General features: G+C 69.7%; 20 protein-coding genes and 1 tRNA gene. 10 read left to right on the forward strand and 11 right to left on the reverse strand.

Annotated elements, in window-relative coordinates; genetic code table 11:
* Positions 1-3 precede the first annotated feature (3 nt).
* From pheA to OG842_RS19540, 3 genes are all read left to right on the forward strand, one after another.
* Positions 4-939, forward strand: a complete 936-nt coding sequence (gene pheA, locus OG842_RS19530) for a prephenate dehydratase (protein ID WP_266731255.1) — start codon at positions 4-6, stop codon at positions 937-939.
* 689 nt (positions 940-1628) lie between these two features.
* On the forward strand, positions 1629-2918 hold the full coding sequence (gene serS / locus OG842_RS19535; protein WP_266731257.1) for a serine--tRNA ligase: 1290 nt from the start codon (positions 1629-1631) through the stop codon (positions 2916-2918).
* Positions 2915-3718: an HAD family hydrolase gene (locus tag OG842_RS19540; protein ID WP_266731258.1), complete on the forward strand. Its 804-nt coding sequence runs from the start codon at positions 2915-2917 to the stop codon at positions 3716-3718. The genes serS and OG842_RS19540 overlap by 4 nt, the downstream gene beginning before the upstream one ends.
* A 70-nt stretch (positions 3719-3788) precedes the next feature.
* Here OG842_RS19540 and OG842_RS19545 read toward each other — a convergent pair.
* The 6 genes from OG842_RS19545 to OG842_RS19570 form a co-directional block, all read right to left on the reverse strand.
* Positions 3789-3876 (reverse strand) — tRNA-Ser (locus tag OG842_RS19545).
* A gap of 325 nt (positions 3877-4201) precedes the next feature.
* Entirely contained in the window at positions 4202-4900 is a 699-nt protein-coding gene (locus tag OG842_RS19550; RefSeq protein ID WP_266731259.1) for a hypothetical protein, read from the reverse strand.
* Between the two features lie 291 nt (positions 4901-5191).
* Positions 5192-5911, reverse strand: a complete 720-nt coding sequence (locus OG842_RS19555; RefSeq protein ID WP_266731260.1) for an ABC transporter permease — start codon at positions 5909-5911, stop codon at positions 5192-5194.
* A 30-nt stretch (positions 5912-5941) separates the two neighbouring features.
* Positions 5942-6853 (reverse strand): ABC transporter ATP-binding protein, encoded by a 912-nt coding sequence (locus OG842_RS19560; protein ID WP_266731261.1) that lies wholly within the window; start codon positions 6851-6853, stop codon positions 5942-5944.
* Positions 6850-7758 (reverse strand): ABC transporter permease, encoded by a 909-nt coding sequence (locus OG842_RS19565; RefSeq protein WP_266731262.1) that lies wholly within the window; start codon positions 7756-7758, stop codon positions 6850-6852. The genes OG842_RS19560 and OG842_RS19565 overlap by 4 nt, the downstream gene beginning before the upstream one ends.
* Positions 7748-8776: an ABC transporter ATP-binding protein gene (locus tag OG842_RS19570; protein WP_266733693.1), complete on the reverse strand. Its 1029-nt coding sequence runs from the start codon at positions 8774-8776 to the stop codon at positions 7748-7750. Before OG842_RS19570 ends, OG842_RS19565 begins: the two co-directional genes overlap by 11 nt.
* 320 nt (positions 8777-9096) lie before the next feature.
* Here OG842_RS19570 and OG842_RS19575 point away from each other — a divergent pair, with 320 nt between their 5' ends.
* The 6 genes from OG842_RS19575 (at position 9097) to OG842_RS19600 (ending at position 15475) form a co-directional block, all read left to right on the forward strand.
* The gene (locus OG842_RS19575) at positions 9097-9948 is read left to right on the forward strand and encodes a M24 family metallopeptidase (protein WP_328512411.1); all 852 of its coding nucleotides are present in this window, start codon (positions 9097-9099) and stop codon (positions 9946-9948) included.
* Positions 9945-11726 (forward strand): SDR family oxidoreductase, encoded by a 1782-nt coding sequence (locus OG842_RS19580; protein ID WP_266731264.1) that lies wholly within the window; start codon positions 9945-9947, stop codon positions 11724-11726. The genes OG842_RS19575 and OG842_RS19580 overlap by 4 nt, the downstream gene beginning before the upstream one ends.
* The gene (locus OG842_RS19585) at positions 11723-12700 is read left to right on the forward strand and encodes a MerR family transcriptional regulator (protein WP_328512412.1); all 978 of its coding nucleotides are present in this window, start codon (positions 11723-11725) and stop codon (positions 12698-12700) included. The genes OG842_RS19580 and OG842_RS19585 overlap by 4 nt, the downstream gene beginning before the upstream one ends.
* Before the next feature lie 169 nt (positions 12701-12869).
* Positions 12870-13412 (forward strand): RNA 2'-phosphotransferase, encoded by a 543-nt coding sequence (locus OG842_RS19590; RefSeq protein ID WP_266731266.1) that lies wholly within the window; start codon positions 12870-12872, stop codon positions 13410-13412.
* 141 nt (positions 13413-13553) lie between these two features.
* Entirely contained in the window at positions 13554-14465 is a 912-nt protein-coding gene (locus OG842_RS19595; protein WP_328512413.1) for an LLM class flavin-dependent oxidoreductase, read from the forward strand.
* A 143-nt stretch (positions 14466-14608) separates the two neighbouring features.
* Positions 14609-15475 (forward strand): Cof-type HAD-IIB family hydrolase, encoded by an 867-nt coding sequence (locus tag OG842_RS19600; protein ID WP_266731268.1) that lies wholly within the window; start codon positions 14609-14611, stop codon positions 15473-15475.
* 50 nt (positions 15476-15525) lie between these two features.
* On the opposite strand, the gene OG842_RS19605 is transcribed toward OG842_RS19600, so the two are convergent.
* From OG842_RS19605 to hisC, 5 genes are all read right to left on the reverse strand, one after another.
* Complete coding sequence (locus OG842_RS19605; protein ID WP_266731270.1) at positions 15526-17229, reverse strand: GAF domain-containing sensor histidine kinase; 1704 nt, start codon at positions 17227-17229, stop codon at positions 15526-15528.
* A 96-nt stretch (positions 17230-17325) separates the two neighbouring features.
* Entirely contained in the window at positions 17326-20949 is a 3624-nt protein-coding gene (cydD, locus tag OG842_RS19610; RefSeq protein WP_328512414.1) for a thiol reductant ABC exporter subunit CydD, read from the reverse strand.
* A 107-nt stretch (positions 20950-21056) separates the two neighbouring features.
* Entirely contained in the window at positions 21057-22058 is a 1002-nt protein-coding gene (gene cydB, locus OG842_RS19615; protein WP_266731272.1) for a cytochrome d ubiquinol oxidase subunit II, read from the reverse strand.
* 18 nt (positions 22059-22076) lie between these two features.
* Complete coding sequence (locus OG842_RS19620) at positions 22077-23585, reverse strand: cytochrome ubiquinol oxidase subunit I (RefSeq protein WP_266731274.1); 1509 nt, start codon at positions 23583-23585, stop codon at positions 22077-22079.
* Positions 23586-23866: 281 nt separating this feature from the next.
* Positions 23867-24946, reverse strand: coding sequence for a histidinol-phosphate transaminase (gene hisC / locus OG842_RS19625; RefSeq protein ID WP_266731275.1), 1080 nt, complete (start codon positions 24944-24946; stop codon positions 23867-23869).
* A 370-nt stretch (positions 24947-25316) separates the two neighbouring features.
* On the opposite strand from hisC, the gene OG842_RS19630 reads away from it, so the two are divergent.
* On the forward strand, positions 25317-26429 hold the full coding sequence (locus OG842_RS19630; protein ID WP_266731277.1) for a LacI family DNA-binding transcriptional regulator: 1113 nt from the start codon (positions 25317-25319) through the stop codon (positions 26427-26429).
* Positions 26430-26581 lie beyond the last annotated feature (152 nt).

The following is a 26581-nucleotide window of genomic DNA, read 5'->3' on the forward strand; positions in this document are numbered from 1 at the left end:
GGTATGTCCGCCACGCGCTACGCATATCTCGGCCCCGAAGGCACCTTCACCGAGGTTGCCCTCCGTACGCTCCCGGAAGCCGCCACCCGCGAACTCGTCCCGATGGTCTCCGTACCGGCGGCCCTGGACGCGGTGCGCAGCGGGGCCGCAGCGGCGGCGCTCGTACCGATCGAGAACTCCGTCGAGGGCGGCATCACCGCGACGCTCGACGAGCTGACCACCGGCGAACCGCTGATGATCTACCGCGAGGTGCTGCTCTCCATCACCTTCGCCCTGCTGGTGCGGCCGGGTACCAAGCTGTCCGACATCAAGTCGGTCACCGCGCACCCGGCCGCCCAGCCGCAGGTGCGCAACTGGATGGCCGCCCACCTCCCGGACGCCGTGTGGGAGTCGGCGGCGTCCAACGCGGACGGTGCCCGGCTGGTGCAGGAGGGCCGGTACGACGCCGCCTTCGCCGGTGAGTTCGCGGCGGCGACCTACGGTCTGGAACCGCTGGTGACCGAGATCCACGACGCGGAGAACGCGCAGACCCGCTTCGTCCTGGTGGGCCGCCCGGCCCGGCCTGCGGCGCCGACGGGCGCGGACAAGACGTCGGTGGTCATCTGGCTGGGCGAGGACCACCCCGGTGCGCTGCTCGAACTGCTCCAGGAGTTCGCGGTGCGCGGGGTGAACCTGATGCTGATCCAGTCGCGGCCGACGGGGGCGGGCATCGGGAACTACTGCTTCGCGGTGGACGCCGAGGGGCACATCGCGGACCGCCGGGTCGGCGAGGCACTGATGGGGCTGAAGCGGATCTGCCCGAAGGTGCGGTTCCTGGGTTCGTACCCGCGGGCCGGTGTGGCGGTGCAGGACGTACGGCCGTTGCGGGCGGGGACGTCGGACGCGGAATTCACGGAAGCCTCCGACTGGCTGACCAGAAACCTCGACGGCCGGGGCTGAAGGCCGGCGCTGAGGGCCGGAGCCGGCGGACGGGCTGACGAACGGGCTGACGGACGAGACCGGGGAGACCGGGCCCGCAGCGGGCTCCCAGGCTTCGACACGCCTCCACCCTCGCCTCCACCTCGGTGCTATCTGTCGATTTTCGGCATCCACAGAGTTATCCACAGGGTCGGCTCTCGACCTGGGGATAAGTCGACACCTCAATGCGACATGGTCGACATATCGCTCCAGTCGCCCCAGATGCATCCACAGGCCGCCGGACCACCCGGGTCGCCCCGTGTCATCCCCTGTCGCCTCAATTCCGTTGATCAACTCATCAGAAGGGGGAATTCCCACCCGAACGAGCGTCTGAAGTGGGTTTGAACGGGGAATCCGCGAGCCATCACACAGCTCCCGGAATGCCAACCTCCGGCATCCACAGACCTTCCTCACAGCCTGTGGATAACTTTCGGAAGGTCGGGAACCTGTGGACAAGCAACGATCAACTACCCTTCCAGGCAAGGGGGATACGTCAAGACGAGTGAAGCCTTCTGCACCATTTAGGGGAGTAGGCTCTTTTTATTGACGGTCGAGATCGACTTCAGCCGCACAATCTCCCCCAGCATTACCAATTCAGGCAATTAGGGCAAAGTGACACGCTCGGCAATATCGGTTCGAGCAGGGCAAGTACAGGCCGGTAGCCTGGAGGGGTGATTGACCTTCGCCTGCTCCGTGAGGACCCCGACCGTGTTCGCGCCTCCCAGCGCGCCCGTGGAGAGGACGTCGAACTCGTCGACGCTCTTCTCTCCGCCGACGAGCGGCGCAGGTCGTCCGGTGTCCGCTTCGACGAACTCCGCTCCGAGCAGAAAGCGCTCGGCAAACTCATCCCCAAGGCTTCGCCCGACGAGCGCGCCGAGCTGCTCAAGAAGGCCGAGCAGCTGAAGGCCGACGTCAAGGCCGCCGACGCCGCACAGGACGAGGCCGATGCCGAGGCCAAGAGCCTGATGCTCAAGATCGGCAACATCGTCCACGAGGACGTGCCGGTCGGCGGCGAAGAAGACTTCGTCGTACTGGAGACGCACGGCACGATCCGTGACTTCGGGGCCGAGGGCTTCGAGCCCAAGGACCACCTGGAGCTCGGCGAGAAGCTCGGTGCCATCGACATGGAGCGTGGCGCCAAGGTCTCCGGTTCGCGCTTCTACTACCTGACGGGCGTCGGCGCGCTGCTGGAGCTAGCCCTCGTCAACGCCGCGATCGCGCAGGCCACCGAGGCCGGTTTCGTGCCGATGCTGACGCCGGCGCTGGTCCGTCCGCGCGCCATGGAAGGCACCGGATTCCTCGGCCAGGCCGCGGAGAACGTGTACCACCTGGAGAAGGACGACTACTACCTGGTCGGCACCTCCGAGGTCCCGCTCGCCGCGTACCACATGGACGAGATCATCGACGCCGAGAAGCTGCCGCTGCGCTACGCGGGCTTCTCGCCGTGCTACCGCCGCGAGGCCGGTACGTACGGCAAGGACACCCGGGGCATCTTCCGGGTGCACCAGTTCGACAAGGTCGAGATGTTCTCGTACGTCGACCCGGAGGACGCCGAGGCGGAGCACCGCAGGCTCCTCGACTGGGAGAAGCAGTGGCTCACCGCTCTTGAGCTGCCCTTCCAGGTGATCGACGTCGCCACCGGCGACCTGGGCGCCTCGGCCTCCCGGAAGTTCGACTGCGAGGCGTGGATCCCGACGCAGGGCAAGTACCGCGAGCTGACGTCCGCGTCGAACTGCAACGGCTTCCAGGCCCGCCGCCTGTCCGTCCGGATGCGCGACACCCGCGACGGCAAGAAGGTCCTCCAGCCGCTCGCCACGCTGAACGGCACGCTCTGCGCCGTACCGCGCACGATCGTGGCGATCCTGGAGAACCACCAGCTGGCGGACGGTTCGGTCCGGGTGCCCGAGGTGCTCCGGCCGTATCTGGGCGGGCGCGAGGTCCTGGAGCCGGTCGCCAAGTGACCTTCCCGTACAAGCTCGTCGCGACCGATCTCGACGGCACGCTGCTGCGTGACGACGACACGGTCTCCGGGCGCACCCGTGAGGCACTGGCCGCGGTCGCCGCGGCCGGTGCCGCGCACATCATCGTCACCGGCCGCGCGGTCCCTTGGACGCGTCACATCCTGGACGACCTGGGCTACGAGGGTCTCGCCGTCTGCGGCCAGGGCGCGCAGGTCTACCACGCGGGCGAACGCAAGCTGCTGACCTCGCTGACGCTGGACCGGCAGCTCGCCGGGCTCGCGCTGTCCAAGGTCGAGGCCGAGGTCGGTCCGCTGGCACTGGCGGCGAGCCGTGACGGGCTCGACGGCGAAGTCATGGTCGGTCCCGGCTACCGGGTACAGGAAGGGCCGCTTCCGGCGGTCTTCGTGAAGGACCCCGCCGAGCTGTGGTCCGCGCCCCTGAACAAGGTCTACATACAGCATCCCGAGCTGGACGACGACGAGCTGGCGAAGGCCGCACGCGCGGCCGTCGGCAACCTCGTCGACGTGGTCATGGCCGGTCCGGGAGTGGTGGAGATCCTGCCGCTGGGGCTGAGCAAGGCGACCGGGCTCTCGCTGGCCGCGCGCCGGCTGGGCGTGAAGGCCGCGGACACCCTGGCCTTCGGCGACATGCCGAACGACATCCCGATGTTCGCGTGGGCGCGGCGGGGCGTGGCGATGGCCAACGCGCACGAGGACCTGAAGGCCGTGGCCCAGGAGATCACCGCGTCCAACGAGGACGACGGCATCGCCGTGGTGCTGGAACGCCTGCTCCAGTCGTAGGTGTGCGGGCGCAGGCTTCGCGTACGGGTACGGGCTCAGGGTCGCGCGCGGGTGCGCGGCCCTGCTGCGGCGGAGGATGCGCGGATCGAACGCGCGCGGGGTTCACAGCCCCGACGACGGCTTAGCAAGCCGCTGCCTTACCACTCGGCCAATCCTCCGGGTGGGCGGCCGCGCGATGCGCAGACAAGGCCGCCCCGGGCGTTCTGCTCCGAGCGGCGCGGCGGAGTCGTCGGTGACTACTCCGGTGCCGGCTCGGGTCCGCCCTGCGGGGAACTCGACGGACTCGGACTCTCGGTCATCATCGCGCTCCTCTCCCGGCCTGTGACGTGCTTGTCGGCGTAGTGCTGTTCTGACCGCGCGTGTTGCTCATATCGGCGTGTGCCGTTCGTAGCGGCGCGTGCCGTACCAACCACTGTGCCGGGTACGGCCCTTCGACGCCACCCGTTTTCCGGGCGGGCCGAAGGGCCGCGAACTCCTGCCGGATCAGCGCTGCTTGTTGCTGCGGCGGCTCAGATCCTTCAGGTTGCGGGCGAGTGCATCCATCCTGCCGTCGATACGGACGAGGTCCTCGGACATGTGGCCCAGCCGCACGCTCATGGCGCCGACGACCTGATGGGTGACGTCCAGCCGCCGGTCGAGGCTGTCGAGCCGGTGCGACATCCGGTTGAGGACGGGCCCGAGCTCCTGGAGCGCGGTACCGACTCCGGCCAGGCAGCTCTCCACCCGGGTGACGCGGTGTTCGAGCGAGGCGTAGCCCGCCCGCAGGTCCTGCTCGGCGTCGAGCAGATACGTACGGACGCATCGGGCGATGTCGCTGTCGCGAAGAAGCATCGCGACGTTGAGGACGGTCCTGCGGGTGTGGACCCTGAGCTGGGTCGCCGCCTGTGGATAACTTTCCGGCACCTCCCCGCCCCATAGCGACAACATGTCGCCATGGAAGGAGCGCAGATCAGCGCCGCGCAGAACACGCATCCCGTTCTGCATCAGCTCGGCCTGGTGCCGGTCGGTGAGCCTCTTCACAGCGGCTGTGGATACTTCGAAGTACCGAGCCACATCCTCTGTGCGAAGGTGAATTCCGTCCGGGAGCATGACAAGGCTCTTGACCTTGTCGAGGACATCGACACGCTCCATCTGCTCCACGCGCAGCGCACGCGATTCGAGCAGGGCGACTTCTGTGGGCATGGGCATGCCTTCCGATCAAGGAACGACGATTCGCGAAACCGTCGACGGGCAGCCCTGTCCCGGGCCTGAGGGGCGGAGGACGCTCACGGTTGCCACTCACTCAATGACCGATCCGGCGGGCACTGCCTCGCCGGCATCGGCAATCCCTGTTTCACGAAAGCCACGACGCCACGGATTCCAGTTGCCTCCACGCAGCCTGTTCAACGAACCGATAACCGTACAGTTACGCGTACGACTGTCCGAAATGCGTCAACCCCCGCCCGGAAGGCGAGGGTTGACGGGTGGGGCGAGTCACTCCTCGCCGGCCAGCTTCAGCGTGCGCAGTTTCTGGCCCGCGTACCAGGTCGCCACGACCGTGACCGCCGCCAGCAGGACCGTCGCGGTCGTCAGTCCGACGTCGGAGGTGATCGCGCCCGAACCGCCGACCTTCTCGGCGACCGCCAGGGACCACTGCTGGACGCTGAGCGTGCGCGCCCCCGGCACCAGGGAACCGAACAGGGCCTCCCACACCAGCGCGTAGACGAGGCCGAAGACGACCGCGTGCCGGCTGACGGTGCCCAGCAGCAGGAACAGCGCGCTGTACGCGATCGAGGCGACCAGTGCCGCGATGGTGTAGGCCACCGCGATCTGCTGGCCGTTGCCGTTGAGGATCAGGCCCGCGATCATCGTCGGCAGCGCGGAGAAGACCATGGTCACGGCGATGGCCACGATCAGCTTGGTGAAGATGATCGTCGGCCGCTTCACCGGCTTGGACAGCAGATAGACGATGGATCCGTCGTCGATCTCGGGACCGATGGCCCCGGTTCCGGCGATCACGCCGATCAGCGGCACCATCGTGGCGATGGCGAAGCCGCCCAGCACGTCCGAGGCCACCTGGTCGTCGGACCCGGCGAACGTCCGTACCGCCACGGCGATGACCACCAGCAGCGCCGGCAGGACGAACAGGATGGCGGCCCGGCGCCGGCCGAGCAGGGCCCGGTAGGTGAGCCGGGCGACTGTGGGGTCGTACATGACGATTCACAGCTCCTTTCAGGCCACTACTCAGGCCGCTACGAGATAGGAAAAGACCGATTCGAGGGACTCGTCGGACGGCGAAACGGTCAGCAGACGGATCCCGTGTTCCCGCGCGACCTTCGGCAGCAGCTCGGTGAAGCGCCCGAAGTCGACCGCCTGGATCCGCAGGGCCCGTTCGCCCAGGTCCACCTCGATACCGGCCGTCGACGGGTCGGCGATCAGCGCGGCGGCGAGGGCGCGGTCGTCGCTGGAACGTACGAGATAGCGGTGCGGGCGGTCCGTCATCAGCCGGCGGATCTTGCGGAAGTCGCCGGACGCCGCGTGCCGTCCGGCCACGATCACCTCGATGTGGGAGGCGAGTTGCTCGACCTCTTCGAGGATGTGGGAGGAGAAGAGCACCGTACGACCCTCTTCCCCCGTCCGTCGCAGCAGTTCCATCAGCTGCATCCGCTGGCGCGGGTCCATGCCGTTGAACGGCTCGTCGAGCAGCAGCACCGAAGGCTCGTGGACCAGGGCGGACGCCATCTTCACGCGCTGGCGCATGCCCTTGCTGTACGTCGAGATCTTGCGGTCCTGCGCGTACTCCATCTCGACCGTGGCCAGCGCCTTCTGCGCCTCCGCGTCGCCGAGCCCCTGGAGCTCCGCGTTGGCGACGACGAACTCGCGGCCGGTCAGGAAGTCGTACATGGCCTCCCGCTCCGGCACGATGCCGATCTCCTTGTACACGGCTTCGTTCCGCCAGATCGGCTTGCCGTCCAGCGTGACCTTGCCGGTCGACGGGGCGAGAAATCCGGCCATCATGTTGATCAGCGTGGACTTTCCCGCGCCGTTCGGCCCGAGCAGCCCGGTGACGCCCGGTCCCACCGTCATGCTCACGTCGTTGACGGCGACCACATTGCCGAACCAGCGCGAGGTGTGGTCGATCTCGATGGTGGTCACAGCCCGACCCTCCGGTAGCGGCGCATCAGTACGGCGTACGAGCCGGCGACGAGCGCGAGAACAACGATCAGATAGACCACGCCGACCCCGGCGTCCGGGCCCGACCCGCCGGGGAAGGCCGAGCTCGCTCCGAGGAACGCGGTCTGCACGCCGCCGATCAGCGTGATGGGGGAGAAGAGCCCCAGCCACTCGACGGCCCCGGTGGAGCCCGTCTGCCAGGCGATGGCCTGGACCGTGGAGACCGCGCCGTAGGTGATGGTCAGCACGGCGATCACCGCGGCGACGCCGAAGCCGCGGCGCGGTGTCAGCGCGGCCATCACCAGGCCCAGCGCGGCGAAGAGCACGGAGAGCAGCCCCACCGAGACCAGCCCCTGCCCGAATCCCTTGGTCTGGTCGGCGAAGTCGAACTTCCCGAGCAGCGCGCCCGCATAGAGGATGACGAGCGGTGCGCCGGTGAGGATGAAGAGCGCGGAAGCCATGGCGGCCAGCTTGGCCACGACGTAGTCGACCCGTTCGATCGGCCGCGAGAAGTACAGCGGCACGCTCTTGAAGCGCAGGTCCCTGGAGACCGACTGGGGCGCCTGTGCGGCGAGGAAGAGGCCGATCACGGCCTGGAGATAGATCGCGAACGCGGTGTACTTGATCGGCAGGGCGGTCGCCGTCGGGTTGGCGATGGCGACGGCGTCGATGATCGCCGCGATCATGCACATCACGCCGAAGAGCAGCATCGGCAGCACCTTGGACTTGGCGGAACGGCCGAGTCCGAACGCACCGCGCAGCGACTGCGAGTAGAGCGAGCGCCGCGCATAGCCACGGCCCAGCCGTGGGCCGTCGTAGGAGCGGTACCCGATGTTGTGGATGCGGGAGGTATCGCTCCCGGCCACGGTCCCGGTCTCAGTGCTCATCGCGACCGCTCCCCTTCTGCTGTGCGGCGTGCTGCTGTACGGCGGGCTGCTGTACGGCTCCGGCGGTCGCGGGTGCGGACTCGGATACGGACGCAGGCGCCCCTTCGGTACGGAAGACCTCGGCGATGTGGTGGCGTCGCTGCTCCATCCGTACGAGGCCGAGTCCGAGCCCGGCGACGCTGTCGCGCACGATGTCGTAGGTCTCCTCGCCGACCGCCTCGACCAGCAGGATGTGGCCCGCACCGGGCAGACCCTGCGCGTCGAGACCGTCCTGGCCGATGAGCTTCACGCCGGCCCGGGTGAGGACCTGGCGCAGCGCGTCGGTGCCGTCCGGGTGGGTGTCGCTGTCGGTGACCTCGACCGCGAGGGTCGCGGTGGTCTGGGTGAAGTCGCTGGTGGAGCTGGAGCGCAGGAGCTTGCCGCCGTCGATGACGACGACGTGGTCGCAGGTGCGTTCCAGCTCGCCCAGGAGGTGCGAGGTGACCAGGACCGAGATGCCGAAGTCGGTGTGGACGCGGCGGATCAGTCCGAGCATCTCGTCGCGGCCGACCGGGTCGAGGCCGTTGGTCGGCTCGTCGAGCAGGACCAGCTGCGGGTCGTGGACCAGCGCCTGCGCCAGCTTCACCCGCTGCTTCATGCCGGTCGAGTAGCCGCCGATGGGGCGGTAGCGCTCCTCGTACAGGCCCACGTGCCGGAGCGTGTCGGCAGTGCGCTCACGGGCCGCCGTCGGCGGCAGTCCGGACATCCGTGCCATGTGGACGACGAACTCGGTGGCCGAGACGTCCGGTGGCAGGCAGTCGTGCTCGGGCATGTAGCCGACCCGTTCCCGGATGGCGGCGCCACTGGTGGCGACGTCGAGCCCGAGCACCGTGGCCCGGCCTTCGGTGGCGGGGGACAGACCCAGCAGGATCTTGATCAATGTGGACTTGCCGGCTCCGTTGGAACCCACCAGGCCGGTCACACCGGGGCCGATGTCCAAGGAGAGCCGGTCAAGCGCGGTCACCCGGGGGAACCGCATGCTGAGGCTTTCGGTCGCGATCACAGTCACATTCCGAAGGTAGTGGCGCGGGCCACACCGGTCGTCAGCCCTGGCGGCTGGATCGGCATCCGACTCCAGACGTACGGACCCGTAGGGGGCCACCACGGAGGAGGAGGGGCCCGGTCGGGAGCGGCGGCCCGGCCGAGTTGTCCACAGGTCTCGGCCCGGTCCAGAGCGGCGGCCCGGCCGAGTTGTCCACAGGTCTCCGCACACCCCTTGACGTAGTCGCCGGACATTGTCACATTCATCAGTGTCACGTTACGGGCACGTACCGCACACGGCAGGGAACGGACGGTGGCATGACCTCGGCAGTGAAGGACGAAAAGGCCCCGGAGCTGCGGGGGTTCAGAGAAGTCCAAAGCCTTGCGTACGCCTGCGCGGAGGCGGTCGCGGCCCGGCTCGAGCCGGGGGTGACCGAGCGCGAGGCGGCTCGCATGCAGCGCGACTGGCTGCGCGAGCGCGGGGTGCGCGACTGGTTCCACCTCCCCTTCGCCTGGTTCGGGGACCGTACGGCGTTCGCCGGCTTCAAGGTGCCCCTGCAGTTCTTCCCGACCAACCGGAAGCTGGAGCCGGGGATGCCCTTCATCCTCGACATGGCCCCGGTGTACAAGGGCTACACGGCCGACATCGGCTATTCCGGCTGTCTCGGGCTCAACCCCTTGCACGACAAGCTGCTGGCCGATCTGGAGGTCCACCGCGAGCTGATACTGCGCGAGGCGCGTGAGCGGCGTTCGCTGCGCGAGATATACGAGGACGTCGAACGCCTCATGATCAAGCAGGGGTATGCCAACCGGCATCGCGCCTACCCCTTCGGTGTCATAGCCCACAAGGTCGACCGCGTCGCCGAGCGTCGCTGGTCCCCGAATGTGTTCGGCTTCGGCACCCAGTCCCTCAAGGGGCTGATGAGCGACGCACTGCACGGGCACCGGGACGGCTGGTCGCCGCTGTGGAGTCCTTACCGCTTCTCCGACCATCCACCGCAGCCCGGTCTGTGGGCGGTTGAGCCGCATCTCGGATTCCGCGGTACGGGCGCCAAGTTCGAGGAGATCCTGGTGGTCACCGACTCCAAGGACCCCGAGCAGAGCGCCTTCTGGCTGGACGACGATCTGCCGCATGTGCGGCGCTGGGCCGAGGAAAGGGTGGCGGCATGAATCTCGGGAGCCTGCCGGGAGCGCGCGAGCGCAGGGTGCGTACGGGCGGAATCGAGCTGTGCGTGGTCGAGTTGGGCGACGAGCAGCGGCCCACGGTCGTCCTCGTGCACGGCTACCCGGACAGCAAGGAAGTCTGGACGGAGGTGGCGAAGCAGCTGGCCGACCAGTGGCATGTCGTGCTGTACGACGTGCGCGGGCACGGCCGGTCCACGGCCCCGAAGCCACTGCGCGGCGGCTTCACGCTGGAGAAGCTCACCGATGACTTCCTGGCCGTCGCCGATGCGGTGAGCCCCGACCGGCCGGTGCATCTGGTCGGGCACGACTGGGGGTCGGTCCAGTCCTGGGAGTTCGTCACGGTCAAGCGGACCGAGGGCCGGATCGCCTCGTTCACCTCGATGTCCGGCCCTTCGCTGGACCACTTCGGGCACTGGATCAAGCAGCGGATGACCAGGCCCACCCCGCGCAGGGTCGGCCAGCTGCTCGGCCAGGGCGCCAAGTCCTGGTACGTCTACATGCTGCATACGCCGGTCCTGCCGGAGCTCGCCTGGCGCGGCCCGCTCAGCAAGCGGTGGCCGAAGATGCTCGAGCGCCTGGAGAAGATCCCGGCGGGCGACTACCCGACCCCCTCGCTGCCCGACGACGCGGCACACGGCGCCTGGCTCTACCGCGACAACGTCCGCGCCCGGCTGAGCCGGCCGCGCACCGACGCCTACGCCCATGTACCGGTCCAGCTGATCACCCCGACCGGCGACATTTTCCTCTCGGAGAAGCTGTACGACCAACTGGAGCTGTGGGCGCCGCAGTTGGTACGCAGGACCCTCGACGCCAAGCACTGGGTGCCGCGCACCAGGCCGGACCAGCTCGCCGCCTGGATCAGCGAGTTCGTCGCCGCGAACGAGGCCGCCAAGGAGGACGGCCGTCCGGTGCAGGACACCGCGCCGACCGGGGCGTACGCGGACCGGTTCGGCGGCCGGCTGGTTCTCGTGACGGGCGCGGCGGGCGGCATCGGAAGGGCCACGGCTTTCGCGTTCGCCGAGGCGGGCGCCCGGGTGGTGGCCGTGGACCGGGACGCGGAAGGTGCGGCCAGGACGGCCGAGATGGCCCGGCTCATAGGAGCCCCGGCGGCCTGGGGCGAAGCGGTCGACGTCAGCGACGAGCAGGCGATGGAGAAGCTCGCCGAGAAGGTCGCCGCCGAGTACGGAATCGTCGACGTCCTGGTCAACAACGCCGGGATCGGTCTCTCCGGCTCCTTCCTGGACACCACGAGCGAGGACTGGAAGAACGTCCTGGACGTCAATCTGTGGGGCGTCATCCATGGCTGCCGGATCTTCGGCAGGCAGATGGCCGAGCGGGGCCAGGGCGGCCATATCGTCAACACGGCTTCCGCCGCCGCCTATCAGCCGTCCCGGGCGCTGCCCGCGTACAGCACCTCCAAGGCCGCCGTGCTGATGCTCAGCGAATGCCTGCGGGCCGAGCTCGCCGAGCGGTCGATCGGGGTCAGCGCCATCTGTCCCGGCATCGTCAACACGAACATCACCGCGACGACGCACTTCGCCGGTGCCGACGCGGCGGAGGAGAAGCGGCTGCGGAAGCGGACCAGCCGGCTGTACGGGCTCCGCAACTACCCGCCGGAGCGGGTGGCCGACGCGATCCTCAAGGCGGTGGTGCGCAACCAGGCCGTCGTGCCGGTGACCCCGGAGGCCCGCGGCGCCCGCCTCCTGTCCCGGTTCAGCCCCGGCGCGCTGCGCGGGATCGCCCGGCTGAAGCCGCCGCTGTGAGCGGCCCCGGACGGCCGTCGGTGGCGGACCGGCAGTCCGCCGCCGAGTACCGGATCGAGGACCTGGCGCACGCGAGCGGGGCCACGGTCCGCACGATCCGCGCCTACCAGGACCGCGGCCTGCTGCCGACACCGGAGCGGCGCGGCCGGGCCAATGTGTACCGGGACACCCATCTCGCCCGGCTCCGGCAGATCGCCGATCTGCTGGACCGCGGTTACACGCTGGCCAGCATCAAGGAGCTCCTGGACGCCTGGGACACCGGCCGCGGTCTGGGCGGGGTGCTCGGGCTCGTGGCCGAGGTGCACGGCCCCTGGACGGACGAACAGGCCGACCGGATCACCCGGGACGAGCTGATCCGAAAGTTCGGCGGCGCTCCGGACGACGAGGCGGTCGCCGAAGCGGTGGAGCTCGGCGTGCTCGAACCGATCCCGGGCAGGGAAGACGAGTTCCTGGTGCCCAGCCCCCAAGAGCTCGCCGTCGCGGTCGAGTTGCACGCGGCTGGTGTGCCGCTCAGCGCAATCTCCAGGCATTTGAGGGAACTTCGCGGCCAGGTCGAGCAGATCGCCTCACGCTTCCTGGAGTTCACCACCGAGCACGTCTTCGCCCGTTATCTCGGCCATCGGCCCCCGACCGACGCGGACGCGGCCGAGGCGGCCGCCATGGTACGCAGGCTGCGTCCGCTCGCCCAGCAGACGGTCGACGCCGAACTCGCCCGTGCGATGCGGACGTTCGCGACCCGCCATCTGCATCATCACCTCGCCTCGGACACACCGCTCGGATCCGATCCCTCGTCGCTCGCGACGCATCGCGTGGATCTCCCCTCCGAGACAATCCGGGCCGTCCAAGAGCTGGTTGGCGCGGAGAACGTCTCCGCCTTCGTCACGGCCTCCACGGAACGCGAGGTGCAATCAAGGAGATTGGACGCACTTGCTCCACCTGTCACCAAACCGGAGCTAATTAACCAAAGCGGTTGATTTCACTTTCACTTGTCCACAGAATCGCCAATTAGCTTGTGGATAACTCAAGTTGACTGTGGATCAAACCTGTGGACGAAACTTTCCTCAGCGCGGCTGAGAATTGCTCCAGCACATCGTGAGCGAAACCCGGATGCGCCGACGAAACGATCCCCGGCACTCTGGCGACATGGATGAAAGACGCACCGTCAAGGTGTCCAAGTACCTCTCGAAGCACCTGCGCCATCAGCCGGAGCGGATCGGCATCACGCTCGACGCGAACGGCTGGGTGCCGATCGACACGCTGCTGCGTGCCATGGCCCGCAACAACGTCCCCCTCACCCGGGCCGAGCTCGACCATGTCGTAGCCGCGAACGACAAGCAGCGCTTTGCCGTGGAGAACGGCCGGATCCGCGCGAGCCAGGGCCATACCGTCCCGGTGGACCTCGACCTGCCACCGGCCGAGCCGCCCGCGTACCTGTACCACGGCACGGTGGGCCATGCGCTGGACTCGATCCGGAACGAGGGCCTGCGGCCCATGGCCCGCACGCACGTCCACCTCTCGCCCGACCGCGAGACGGCGACCAGGGTCGGCGCCCGGCGGGGCCGGCCCGTCGTCCTGTCCGTGGACGCGGGCGCGATGCACCGCGCGGGCCACACCTTCCACGTCAGCGCCAACGGCGTCTGGCTCACCGCTTCCGTACCGCCCGAGTTCCTGCGGTTTTGCGACTGACCAGCGGCAGCGGCCCGGCCACCCGGCATCGCGACCGCCCGGTCCCGTCTGCCAGGCCGCCCGTTCCTGACTGCCCGGCGCCCGGTACCGCCCGCACAGCCGAGCCCCTGTACGGAGCGGACCGTCCGTTTCCGGGCCCGTATGGTCGTATCCATGCGTCTGAGCACGGTGATCCTCCCCATCCACAGGTGGAGCGAGGGACAGAAGATCTGGCGGCGGGCCGAAGACCTGGGGTTCCACGCCGCCTATACCTACGACCACCTGGCCTGGCGGACCTTCCGCGACGGCCCCTGGTTCGGCGCGGTGCCGACTCTCACCGCCGCGGCCGCCGCCACCGACCGGCTCCGCCTGGGCACCCTGGTCACCTCCCCCAACTTCCGGCACCCCGTCACGCTCGCCAAGGACCTCATCACGCTCGACGACGTCTCCGACGGGCGCCTCACCCTCGGCATCGGCGCCGGCGGCAACGGCTTCGACGCCACGACACTGCGTCGGAGCGACGAGGAGCCGTGGACGCCGCGCGAACGGGCCGACCACTTCGACGAGTTCGTACCGCTGCTCGACCAGCTGCTGCGTGAGCCCACGGTGACGTACGAGGGCACGTTCTACGCGGCGAACGAGGCCCGGAACATCCCCGGCTGTGTGCAGCGGCCCCGGCTGCCGTTCGCGGTGGCCGCCACCGGCCCGCGCGGAATGAAGCTCGCCGCCCGGTACGGCCAGGCCTGGGTCACCACGGGCGACCCGAAGCTCTACGAGACGGGCACCCCGGAGCAGTCCGTGGAGGCCATCCGCGGGCAGCTCACCAGGCTGGGTACCGCCTGCGATTCGATCGGCCGGGACGCCGCAGAGCTGGACAAGATCCTTCTCACCGGTTTCACCCCGGACCGCCCGCTCCAGTCGCTCGATGCCTTCGTGGACTTCGCGGGCACCCACTTCGCGCTCGGTTTCACCGAGATCGTCATCCACAACCCGATCCCCGACTCCGACTTCGCGGCGGACGAGAAGGTCTTCGAGCGCATCGCCACCGAGGGCCTGGCCCAGCTCGGCCGCTGACCCGGCCGCCGGAGCCGGCCCACAGAAGCGGCCCACAGAACCGCTGGCATATGTGCCGGGCATGTTCGCCTGGTCAGGGGCGCGCATCCTCAGATGTGCGCCCCTCCGCACGCCCGTGCACCCTCGTACGTGAGAATGGACGGGTGACCTCAGCTACCGACTCGCCTTCGCCTGCCGTAATCCGGCTGATCGCCACCGACCTGGACGGCACCCTGCTCCGCGACGACAAGACGGTCTCCGACCGCACCGTCGCCGCGCTGGCCGCTGCCGAGGAGGCCGGTATCGAGGTCTTCTTCGTCACCGGACGCCCGGCCCGCTGGATGGATGTCGTCAGCGACCACGTGCACGGCCACGGCCTGGCGATCTGCGCCAACGGCGCGGCGGTCGCCGATCTGCACGCCGGCGGCGAGCTGGTCAAGGTCCGGCCGCTGGAGCGCGCCATCGCCCTCGATGTCGTCCGCTCGATGCGCGCAGCCGCGCCCGGCACCACCTTCGCCGTCGAGCTGGCCACCGGAATCCACTACGAGCCGGACTATCCGCCGTTCCACCTGGACCCGGGCGCCACGGTCGCCGTCGCCGAGAAACTGCTGCACGAGGAGACGCCCGGCACCGGTGTCCCCGTGCTGAAGCTCCTCGCCCACCACGCCACGCTGACCCCGGACGACTTCCTCGCCCTGGCCCGTACGACGGCCGGCGACCGGGCCTCCTTCACCCGGTCCAGCCCTACGGCCCTGCTGGAGGTCAGCGGTCCGGGGGTCTCCAAGGCCAGCACGCTGGAGCTCTGCTGCGCCGAGCGCGGCATCTCGCCCGCCGAGGTCGTCGCCTTCGGGGACATGCCCAACGACGTGGAGATGCTGAGCTGGGCGGGCACCTCGTACGCGATGGGCAACGCCCACCCCGCCGCGCTCGCCGCCGCCACCGGCCGGACCGTCACCAACGGCGAGGACGGCGTCGCGGTCGTCATCGAGCGGATCATCGCCGAGCGCCGGGCAGCCGACATCGGGCGCTGAGCCCGGACAGCCGGCCCCGCATGCGTGGACAGGCGCCTCGGACAGGCGCCTCAGAGGGGCACCTCCCACACCACCGTCGTGCCGCCCCCGTCCTCCCCGATCCCGGGTCCGAACCAGCTCGCACCGCCGAGCGACTCCGCCCGGCGCGCCAGGTTCCGCAGTCCGCTGCGCCGACCGCCCCCGGGGATGCCCACCCCGTCGTCGGCGACCGACAGCCGTACCGCGTTCCTCCCGTCGGGCAGCGTGGCGGTCGCGTCGACGACCACGTCGATCAACGACGCCTCGGCGTGCCGGAAGGCATTGGACAGCGCCTCCCGCAGTGCCGCGATCAGGTTCTTGCCGGTGAGCTCGCCGACCAGCGCGTCGACCGGACCCAGGAACCGGTGCGAGGGCTTGAAGCCCAGCGGGACCGCCGCCATGTTGATCTCGCGCAGGACCCGGGTACGCAGCCCCGACGGCGCCTCGGCGGGTTCCTGCTGGAGCGCGAAGATCGCGGTACGGATCTCCTGGATGGTCACGTCCAGTTCGTCGACCGCCCGGCCGACCCCGGTCTGCACCTCGGGCACGTCCGACCTGCGCTGGGCGCTCTCCAGCATCATCCCGGTGGCGAACAGCCGCTGGATGACCAGATCGTGCAGATCGCGGGCGATCCGGTCCCGGTCCTCGTAGACCGCCAGCCGCTCCCGGTCCCGCTGTGCCTCGGCCATCATCAGCGCGAGCGCGGCCTGCGAGGCGAACTGGGTGGCAAGGGTCCGCTCCGTCTCCGTGAACGGCCGGCCGTCCCGGGCGCGGGGCGTGGCGAGCGCGCCGAGCACCCGCCCGCCGCTGTGCAGCGGCAGCAGCATGCTCGGGCCGTACTGGTGGGCCAGCCTGGTGACCATGCGGGCGTCACTGGCGGAATCGTCCACGAAGACCGCCTCGCCGCCCAGCAGCTTCGCCGCCACCGGGCTCTCGGGCCCGATGATCACCCCGAGCGAGGAGGTGGGGTCGTCCGAGGAGACGGCGACGATCTCCAGACCGCCGTCCTCGGTGGGCAGCAGCACGACCCCGGCGGCGGAGTCGGCGAGGCGGCGGGCCTGTTCGGCGACGACGGAGAGCGCGTCGTCGGCGTCCCCGCCGGAGAGCAGCGCGGTGGTCACGGCCACCGATCCGTCGATCCAGCGCTCGCGCTGGCGTGCCGCCTCGTACAGCCGGGCGTTGCCGATGGCGATCCCGGCCTCGGTGGCGAGCACCCGCACCATGTGCAGGTCGTAGTCGTTGAACTCGCCGCCATCCTTCTCGGCCAGGTAGAGATTTCCGAAGATCTCCCCCTGCACGCGGATCGGGACGCCTAGGAAGGTCCGCATCGGGGGGTGGCCGGGCGGGAAGCCGGCGAACCTCGGATCGGCCGTCAGATCGGCGAGCCGCACCGGTGCCGGGTCGTGGATCAGTGCGCCCAGCAGCCCCCGGTGCCCGTCGGGGCGGTGACCGATCTCGTCCGCCACCTCGTCCGGTACTCCGTAGGTGACGAAGTCGGAGAGCCCCTCGCCCTCCGCATCGACGACGCCGATGGCGGCGTAGCGGGAGCGGGCGAGTTCGGCGGCCGTCTCGCAGATCCGGTCGAGGGTGGAGTGCAGTTCCAGGCCCGCGCCGACGGAGCGCATGGCCTCCAGCAGCTGCGGGATGCGGGCGGTGATCTCGGTGGACAGGCCCTGCAGGCTGCGAGTCGCCCGAGTAGCCGCTTCGAGTGAGTCCTTCGGGTCCTGCTCCGGCATACCCCGAGAGTAGTTAGTCCCGATTGGTGAGGAAAGTCGGGTGTCGTGCCGCCCGGCTCACGCGTGCGCGCCCACGGCTTCGTCACACCGCCCGGCTCACGCGTGCGCGCCCACTGCTTCCCCGGACGCCGCCCGTGCTTCCTCCCGTACACCCGCGGCTCCGCCGGGTACCCGTGCGGTCTCCCGCTCGCGCTCCAGCATCCGGCGCAGGGGGCCTTCCCCGGCGGCGAGATCGGCGTACGGGCCGCGCTGCACGACCCTGCCCCCGTCGAGCACCAGCACCTCGTCGACGGCTTCGAGTCCCTCCAGGCGATGGGTGATCAGGACGGTCGTGCGCCCCTCGGTGGCGGCCAGCAGGTCGGCGGTCAGGGCGTCCGCGGTCGCCAGGTCGAGATGCTCGGCGGGTTCGTCCAGGACCAGTACGGGGAAGTCGGCGAGGATCGCCCTGGCCAGGGCGAGGCGTTGGCGCTGGCCGCCGGAGAGGCGTGCGCCGTGTTCGCCGACCAGGGTGTCGAGCCCGTCGGGCAGCGCGTCGGCCCAGTCGAGCAGCCGCGCCCGGCCGAGGGCGTCCCGCAGCTCCTCGTCCGTCGCACCGGTCCGGGCCAGCCGCAGGTTCTCCCGGATGGTGCTGTCGAAGACATGGGCGTCCTGGGCGCACAGCCCGACGAACCGCCGGACGGCGTCCCCCTCCAGCGCACCGGCCTCGACGCCGCCGATCCGGTACGTCCCCGCCCGTGCGTCCAGGAAGCGGACGAGGACCTGTGCAAGGGTCGTCTTCCCGGAGCCGGAGGGCCCGACGACGGCGATCCGCCTGCCGGCCGTCAACGTCAGGTCGACGCCGTCGAGGGCGTCCCGAGCCGCTCCGGCGTACCGCGCCGACAGACCCCGTACCTCCAGCGGGAAGGGCGACGCGGGCGCCTCGGCCGGGCTCTCGGGTTCGTGTACGGGCAGCGGGGCGTCCAGCACCTCGTACACCCGCTCCGCGCTGCGCTCGACCCTCCGGCGGTACTGCACGGCGAGCGGCAGGCCGGCCACGGCCTCGAAGGCGGCCAGCGGGGTGAGCACCACCACCGCGAGTTCCACGCCCGCGAGCCGGCCGTCGTGCACGGCGGGAAGGGCGACGAGTGCGGTGGCGACGACGGTGAGGCCGGTGACCAGGGCGATGAGTCCGCCGCCGAGCGCGTTGGCGGTCGCCGCGCGGGCGGCGATCCGGGTCAGCACGCCGTCGGCGTCCCGGGTCCGTTCCGCACGGGCGGGCAGGGCACCCGCGACGGTCAGTTCGGCGGTCCCGCCGAGCAGGTCCGTGATCCGGGTGGCCAGATCGGCGCGTGCGGGGGCGAGCCGGCGTTCCGTGTGACGGGAGCAGGCGCTGCTGACCAGCGGCACGCCCACCCCGGCCAGCAGCAGTCCGGCGGCCAGCACGACGCCTGCCGCGGGCAGCAGCCAGCCGATGAACCCGGCGGCCGCCGTGCCGACGACCACGGCGGTCCCGGCGGGCAGCAGCCAGCGCAGCCAGTAGTCCTGCAGGGCGTCGACATCGGCGACGAGCCGGGAGAGCAGGTCCCCGCGCCGGGTGCGGCGGAGTCCGGCGGGCGCGATGCGCTCCAGCCCCCGGTAGACCGAGACGCGCAGTTCGGCGAGCATCTTGAGCACCGCGTCGTGCGACACCAGGCGCTCGGCGTAGCGGAAGACCGCCCGGCCGAGTCCGAAGGCGCGGGTCGCGGTCACGGCGACCATCAGATAGAGCACCGGGGGCTGTTCGGAGGCGCGGGAGATCAGCCAGCCGGAGACGGCCATGAGCCCGACGGCCGAGGCCAGGGCGAGGCTGCCCAGCAGCAGCGCGAGCGCCAGCCGGCCGCGCTGTGCACCGGCGGCCTCTCTCACCCGGGCCAGGACCCGTCCGGAGCGGGCCGCGGTCTCCCGCAGCACCTCGGGCTCCGGCGTCTCTTCCTCGCGCCCCTCGTGGGCAAAGGGCGCGCTCGTCGGCCGCGGCACGGCCACGGACGGCACGGCCGCCCCGGACGTCATGGAGTCCGTGGTCGTCACGGCCGTCACAGCCGCCCCGGTCCTCGCCGGCCGTTCGGTCGCCCCCGGGTCCAGGGTCACCACCCGGTCGGCCACCGGGAGCAGCGCCGGGCGGTGCACGACCAGCAGCACGGTCCGGCCCACGGCCAGTCGCCGTACCGCCTCGACGATCCCCGCCTCCGTCTCGCCGTCCAGGCTCGCGGTCGGCTCGTCGAGCAGCAGCAGCGGGCGGTCGGCGAGGAAGGCCCGCGCGAGGGCGAGCCGCTGGCGCTGTCCGGCGGAGAGGCCCGTGCCGTCCTCGCCGATGAGCGTCTGTGCACCGTCCGGCAGTTCCGAAACGAAGTCGTACGCCCCGGCGTCCCGCAAGGCGGCCGTCACCGCCCGGTCGTCGGCATCCGGCCGGGCCAGCCGTACGTTCTCCGCGATGGTGCCCGCGAAGAGATGGGGACGCTGCGGCACCCAGGCGATCCGTTCCCGCCACCGCTCGGGCGAGAGCGTCGCCAGATCGGCGCCGCCGATCCGTACCCGCCCCTCGTCGGGTGCCGTGAAACCGAGGACCACGTCGAGCAGGGTGGACTTCCCGACGCCGCTGGGGCCGACCAGGGCCACGGTCTCCCCCTCGTCCACAACCAGTGAGGCCGCGTTCAGCGAGGGTTCGGTACGCCCCTCGTGCCGTACGGTCACCCCCTCCAGCTCCAGCCGGAGGGAACCGGGAACGTCCGCCGTGCCGGCCTGCCGGGGCTCGGTCTCCAGGACCGCGAAGATCTCCTCGGCGGCGGAGAGCCCCTCGGCGGCCGCGTGGTACTGCGCGCCGACCTGGCGGATCGGCAGATAGGCCTCGGGCGCCAGGATCAGCACCACCAGGCCGGTGTAGAGGTCGAGTCCGCCGTGCACCAGCCGCATGCCGATGGTGACGGCCACCAGGGCCACCGACAGCGTCGCCAGCAGCTCCAGGGCGAAGGACGACAGGAACGCGATCCGCAGGGTCCGCAGCGTGGCCCGGCGGTACTGCGAGGTGATCGTACGGATGGACTCGGCCTGCGCCTTGGCGCGGCCGAAGACCTTCAGCGTCGGCAGCCCGGCGACCACGTCGAGGAAGTGTCCGGAGAGCCGGGACAGCAGTCGCCACTGGCGGTCCATCCGTGACTGGGTGGCCCAGCCGATCAGGATCATGAAGAGCGGGATGAGGGGCAGCGTGACCACGATGATCGCCGCCGAGACCCAGTCCTCGGTGACGATCCGGGCCAGGACCGCCACCGGCACGACCACGGCGAGTCCGAGCTGCGGCAGATAGCGCGCGAAGTAGTCGTCGAGCGCGTCGACACCACGGGTGGCGAGCGCCACCAGGGAACCGGTGCGCTGGCCGCTCAGCCAGCCGGGACCGAGCGAAGCCGCCCGTGCCAGCAGCCGGCCGCGGAGTTCGGACTTGACCGCCGCGCTGGCCCGGTACGCGGCCAGTTCGGTCAGCCAGGAGACCAGGCCCCGGCCGAGCGCGACCGCGGCGAGCAGGATCAGCGGGGTCCGCAGCCCGGAGACCGTCAGTCCGTCCTCGAACCCGCCCACCACCACTTCGGCGACGAGCATGGCCTGGGCGATGACCAGGGCCGCCCCGACAACTCCGAGCGCCACCACGGCTGCCAGGAAGAAGCGGGTGGCGCGGGCGTGGCGGAGCAGACGCGGGTCGATCGGTTTCACGTGAAACAGCCCCTAGCGGTCTCGGTCGTTCGATCGGGGTCCGCCCGGCGGATCGGGGTCGGCGTCGCGACCCCGGCCGTGATCCGCCGGTCGGGCCCCAGCTGCGTTCAGTGCGCTTCGGCGATGTGCTGCGTACCGATGCGCTTGCGGAACACCCAGTACGTCCAGCCCTGGTACAGCAGGACGACGGGGGTGGCGATCCCGGCACACCAGGTCATGATCTTCAGCGTGTACGGGGTGGACGAGGCGTTGGTGACCGTGAGGCTCCAGGCGTCGTCCAGTGAGGACGGCATGACGTTCGGGAAGAGCGTCAGGAAGAGCATCGCGACCACGGCCGCGACGGTTACGCCGGAGAACGCGAACGCCCAGCCCTCTCGTCCCGCCGCGATCAGGGCGACCGCGGCGACCAGCGCCACCGCGGCGACGATCATCGCCAGCAGGCTCCAGCCGTCCCCGTTGTCGAGCTGGGTCCAGATCAGGAAGCCGAGCGCGAGCACCGCGGTGACGATCCCCAGCTTCAGCGCCAGCCTGCCCGCCCGCTCCCGGATGTCCCCGACCGTCTTGAGCCCCGCGAACACGGCGCCGTGGAAGGTGAAGAGGAAGAGCGTGACCAGTCCGCCGAGAATGGCGTACGGGTTGAGCAGGTCCCAGAAGTTGCCCACGTACTCCATGTCGGCGTCGATCTTCACGCCGCGCACGATGTTCCCGAAGGCCACGCCCCAGAGCACGGCCGGGATCAACGAGGTCCAGAAGATGGCGTGTTCCCAGTTGGTCTGCCACTTCTCGCCGGACCGCTTGGCCCGGTACTCGAAGGCGACCCCGCGCACGATCAGACAGACCAGGATGATCAGCAGCGGCAGGTAGAAGCCGGAGAACAGCGTGGCGTACCACTCGGGGAAGGCGGCGAAGGTCGCGCCGCCCGCGGTGAGCAGCCACACCTCGTTGCCGTCCCAGACGGGCCCGATCGTGTTGATCAGGACCCGTCGTTCCTTGCGGTCGCGGGCCAGCAGCTTGGTGAGGACGCCGATCCCGAAGTCGAATCCCTCCAGGAAGAAGTAGCCGGTCCAGAGGACGGCGATGAGCACGAACCAGACGTCGTGGAGTTCCATCTCTCAGCTCCTCTGCTCTCAGTAGGAGAAGGCCATCGGCCGGTCGGCGTCGTCGTGGTCGCCGCCGATCCTGGTGGGCGGGTTGAGGTCGGCCTCCGTGAGCTCCGGCGGGCCTGCCTTGATGTACTTCACGAGCAGCTTGACCTCGACGACCGCGAGCACGGCGTAGAGCAGGGTGAAGCCGATCATCGAGGTGAGCACCTCGCCCTGCGAGACGCCGGGGGAGACCGCGTCGCGGGTCTGGAACACGCCGTAGACGACCCAGGGCTGGCGGCCCATCTCGGTGAAGATCCAGCCCCAGGAGTTGGCGATCAGCGGGAAGAGCAGCGTCCAGAGCGCGACGATCCAGTAGCACCTGGTGAGCTTCGGGCTGAGTGCCTTGCTCTTGAAGAGGACCAGGTTCGGCACTTCGTCCTCACCGGTCCGCAGTGCCGGCGGCAGCATGAACTTCTTCCGGGTCAGCCACAGTCCGAGGATGCCGAGGCCGAAGGACGCCATCCCGAAGCCGATCATCCAGCGGAAGCTCCAGAACGCGACCGGGATGTTTGGCCGGTAGTCGCCGGGGCCGAACTTCTCCTGCTCCGCCTTGTTGACGTCGTTGATGCCGGGGACGTACGAGGTGAAGCTGTCGTCCGCGAGGAAGGACAGTATCCCCGGGATGGAGATCTCCACGGTGTTGTGGCCCTTGGCCACGTCACCGACGGCGAAGACCGAGAACGGCGCACCCTTCTCGCCCTCCCAGAGGGCCTCGGCGGCGGCCATCTTCATCGGCTGCTGCTTGAACATGACCTTGCCGAGCGTGTCGCCGCTGATGGCGGTGAGCAGTCCGGCGACGACCACGGTGACCAGGCCGAGCCGCAGCGAGGTCCGCATCACCGGGATGTGCTTCTTGCGCGCCAGGTGGAAGGCGGCGATGCCGACCATGAACGCGCCGCCGACCAGGAAGGCCGCGGTGATGGTGTGGAAGAACTGGGCGAGCGCGGTGTTCTGGGTGAGCACGTGCCAGAAGTCGGTGAGCTCGGCCCGGCCGCGTTCCTTGTTGATCCGGTAGCCGACCGGGTGCTGCATCCAGGAGTTGGCCGCCAGGATGAAGTACGCGGACAGGATCGTCCCGATGGAGACCATCCAGATGCAGGCGAGGTGGATCTTCTTCGGCAGCTTGTCCCAGCCGAAGATCCACAGCCCGATGAAGGTGGACTCGAAGAAGAACGCGATCAACGCCTCGAACGCGAGCGGGGCGCCGAAGATGTCACCGACGAACCGCGAGTAGTCGGACCAGTTCATGCCGAACTGGAACTCCTGGACGATGCCGGTGACTACGCCCATGGCGATGTTGATCAGGAAGAGCTTGCCCCAGAACTTCGTCGCCCTGAGGTACTTCTCGTTGTTCGTCCGGACCCAGGCGGTCTGCAGGCCGGCGGTGAGCGCGGCGAGCGAGATCGTCAGAGGGACGAACAGGAAGTGATAGACGGTGGTAATACCGAACTGCCATCGCGCCAGCGTCTCCGGCGCCAGAGCTAGCTCCACGTCGTCTTCTCCTTACGTCGCCGTAATCACACCGGCAGTTTGCCCTTTAAATCCGACTAATCACGGGAGGAACAGGACGCGCTTGTGAACGCGTTCACATTCACAAGCATTATGGCGCACAGACTTTCGGGACGTTCGGGCGGGGTACCCGTCTTGGGACGTTCCGATCAATCAGCCCGAACCAGACGCTCCGGCCCTCAATGGCGAGAAGGCCCCGTACCTCGTCGAAACGAGGTACGGGGCCGGGGCCCTTCGTCGCGCGGGCGGCCTGCGCCGCCGCCCTACAGCTGCTCGCGGAACGACTCCGCCACCTTCAGGAACAGGTCGTTCGCCTCGTCCTCCCCGATCGTGACCCGCACGCCCTCGCCCACGAACGGCCTGACCACCACTCCGGCCCGCTCGCACGCCGCGGCGAAGTCGGCGGTACGGTCCCCGAGCCGTATCCAGACGAAGTTCGCCTGGGAATCCGGCACGGTCCACCCCTGCCCGGCCAGCGCCCGCTGCACCCGCTGTCGCTCGGACACCAAGGAGCCCACCCGCCCCAGGAGTTCGTCCTCGGCGCGCAGCGAGGCGACCGCCGCGTCCTGCGCGAGCTGGCTGACCCCGAAAGGCACCGCCGTCTTGCGCAGCGCGGCCGCCACCGGCTCGTGGGCCACGGCGAAACCGACCCGCAGGCCCGCCAGGCCGTACGCCTTGGAGAAGGTCCGCAGCACCGCCACATTGGGCCGGTCCCGGTAGATCTCGATGCCGTCCGGCACCTCGACGTCGCGGATGAACTCCCGGTACGCCTCGTCGAGCACCACCAGGACATCGCCCGGCACCCGGTCCAGGAACCGCTCCAGCTCGGCCCGGCGCACCACGGTGCCGGTCGGGTTGTTCGGATTGCAGACGAAGATCAGCCGAGTGCGGTCCGTGATCGCGTCCGCCATCGCGTCGAGGTCGTGCACCTCACCCTCGTCCAGCGGAACCTTCACCGAGGTCGCACCGCTGACCTGCGTGATGATCGGGTACGCCTCGAAGGAGCGCCAGGCGTAGATGACCTCGTCACCCGGGCCCGACGTGGCCTGGAGCAGCTGCTGCGCCACCCCGACCGAGCCGGTTCCGGTGGCGAGGTGCGAGAGGGGCACACCGAAACGGTCGGCCAGCTCGTTCATCAGACCGGTACAGGCCATGTCCGGGTAGCGGTTGAAGTTCGCGGCCGCCGCCAGGACGGACTCCATCACTCCGGGCAGCGGCGGATACGGATTCTCGTTGGAGGACAGCTTGAACGCGACCGGTCCACCGGCGGCGGCCGGCTTGCCCGGTACATAGGCGGGGACGCCGTCCAGCTCGGCACGCAGCTTGGGGCTCGTCTCGCTCACCGCAGGTCCTCCTCGATCGTCTGTACACATCAATACTGCTCACCTTATGAGGATTGGGCGCCGCTGCGAATGGCCGGAGCGTCCAATCGTCCGGTGCGACCAGGAATGGGGGGAGCGCTCGTCGCCCCGTCGCGCGCCGGTGGCTCACTCCGTGGCGCGCGTCCCCCGAAGAGGTGAGATGAGACCTCTTCGAGACATCGACCATTTAGCAGGCCCATCGGGTTCGACGCATGACACACTACGGTCAAACCCTTCAACACCCTTGTTTTACAAGGCATTTGATCTTCAATGATCATGCAGAAACGTGCCTGTCAACGAGTGAATATGCGACCAGGCCAACCACCCCTCCGAGCCCTACTATCGGCTCGCCATGACAGCAGCAGGGAAGCACCAGGTGAGCCGGACGGACACACCCCGGCGCGGCGGCCGGCAGGGACGAGCGGGAATCCGGGACGTGGCCGCCGCCGCCGGAGTCTCCATCACGACCGTCTCCGACGCGCTCAACGGCAAGGGCAGGCTCCCGGACGCCACCCGCCGCCATGTCCGCGAGGTCGCAGAGCGCCTGGGCTACCGCCCTTCCGCCGCGGCCCGAACCCTCCGTACCGGCAAGTCCGGCCTCATCGGCCTGACCGTGACGACCTACGGGGACGAACCCTTCACCTTCACCGAATTCGCGTACTTCGCGGAGATGGCCAGAGCCGCCACCTCGGCCGCGCTCGCCCGCGGCTACGCCCTCGTCATCCTGCCCGCCACCTCGCGACACGACGTCTGGTCGAACGTCGCACTCGACGGCACCGTCGTGATCGACCCCTCCGACCAGGACCCGGTCGTCACGGAACTCGTGCGCCAGGGGCTGCCCGTCGTCTCGGACGGGCGCCCGGCCGGGACGCTCCCGGTCACCGCCTGGGTCGACAACGACCACCGGGCCGCCGTCCTCGACCTGCTCGACCATCTCGCCGCCGCCGGCGCCCGCCGCATCGGCCTGCTCACCGGCACCACCACCGACACGTACACCCGCCTCTCCACCACCGCGTACCTCCACTGGTGCGAGCGCGTGGGCCAGGACCCGGTGTACGAGTCGTACCCCGCCCACGACCCGTGCGCGGGCGCGGTCGCCGCCGACCGGCTGCTCGCCCGCCCCGACCGGCCGGACGCCGTCTACGGGCTCTTCGACCCCAACGGCACCGATCTGCTGGCGGCGGCCCGCCGGTACGGCTTACGCGTCCCCGAGGACCTGCTGCTGGTCTGCTGCAGCGAGTCCACCGTGTACGCGACGACCGAGCCGCCCATCACCACCCTCTCGCTCAAGCCGCGCAGGATCGGCACCGCGGTCGTCCAGCTCCTGATCGACGCCATCGAGGGTGTGGACCAGGACCGGCCGGTGGAGCAGGTCATACCGACCGAACTCATCGTCCGGACCTCCTCGCAACGCCGTCCACCCCGCACCACGGTCAGCGCACCCCGCTCTCCGGCAGGGGATTGATCAGGCGATTTCGGACCAATCGGCCGGTGAACCCGACGTGCGTCCGGATTCACCACCCCTGGTGCGTCACACAGCACGATCCGCATTCCTATGATGGGCGCACGACACCGCGGACCGCCCCGACCAGCAGGGCCCGTCAGGTGTACGGCGGC

The organism is Streptomyces sp. NBC_00376 (assembly GCF_036077095.1).
GTDB lineage: Bacteria > Actinomycetota > Actinomycetes > Streptomycetales > Streptomycetaceae > Streptomyces.

What these genes read in the sequence shown, in the direction of transcription:
- pheA (WP_266731255.1), top strand. Translation starts at nt 4, where the DNA reads ATGTCCGCCACGCGCTACGCATATCTCGGCCCCGAAGGCACCTTCACC.
- OG842_RS19550 (WP_266731259.1), bottom strand. Translation starts at nt 4,900, where the DNA reads ATGCCCACAGAAGTCGCCCTGCTCGAATCGCGTGCGCTGCGCGTGGAG.
- OG842_RS19555 (WP_266731260.1), bottom strand. Translation starts at nt 5,911, where the DNA reads ATGTACGACCCCACAGTCGCCCGGCTCACCTACCGGGCCCTGCTCGGC.
- OG842_RS19565 (WP_266731262.1), bottom strand. Translation starts at nt 7,758, where the DNA reads ATGAGCACTGAGACCGGGACCGTGGCCGGGAGCGATACCTCCCGCATC.
- OG842_RS19570 (WP_266733693.1), bottom strand. Translation starts at nt 8,776, where the DNA reads ATGCGGTTCCCCCGGGTGACCGCGCTTGACCGGCTCTCCTTGGACATC.
- OG842_RS19575 (WP_328512411.1), top strand. Translation starts at nt 9,097, where the DNA reads ATGACCTCGGCAGTGAAGGACGAAAAGGCCCCGGAGCTGCGGGGGTTC.
- OG842_RS19580 (WP_266731264.1), top strand. Translation starts at nt 9,945, where the DNA reads ATGAATCTCGGGAGCCTGCCGGGAGCGCGCGAGCGCAGGGTGCGTACG.
- OG842_RS19590 (WP_266731266.1), top strand. Translation starts at nt 12,870, where the DNA reads ATGGATGAAAGACGCACCGTCAAGGTGTCCAAGTACCTCTCGAAGCAC.
- OG842_RS19595 (WP_328512413.1), top strand. Translation starts at nt 13,554, where the DNA reads ATGGTCGTATCCATGCGTCTGAGCACGGTGATCCTCCCCATCCACAGG.
- OG842_RS19605 (WP_266731270.1), bottom strand. Translation starts at nt 17,229, where the DNA reads ATGCCGGAGCAGGACCCGAAGGACTCACTCGAAGCGGCTACTCGGGCG.
- cydB (WP_266731272.1), bottom strand. Translation starts at nt 22,058, where the DNA reads ATGGAACTCCACGACGTCTGGTTCGTGCTCATCGCCGTCCTCTGGACC.
- OG842_RS19630 (WP_266731277.1), top strand. Translation starts at nt 25,317, where the DNA reads ATGACAGCAGCAGGGAAGCACCAGGTGAGCCGGACGGACACACCCCGG.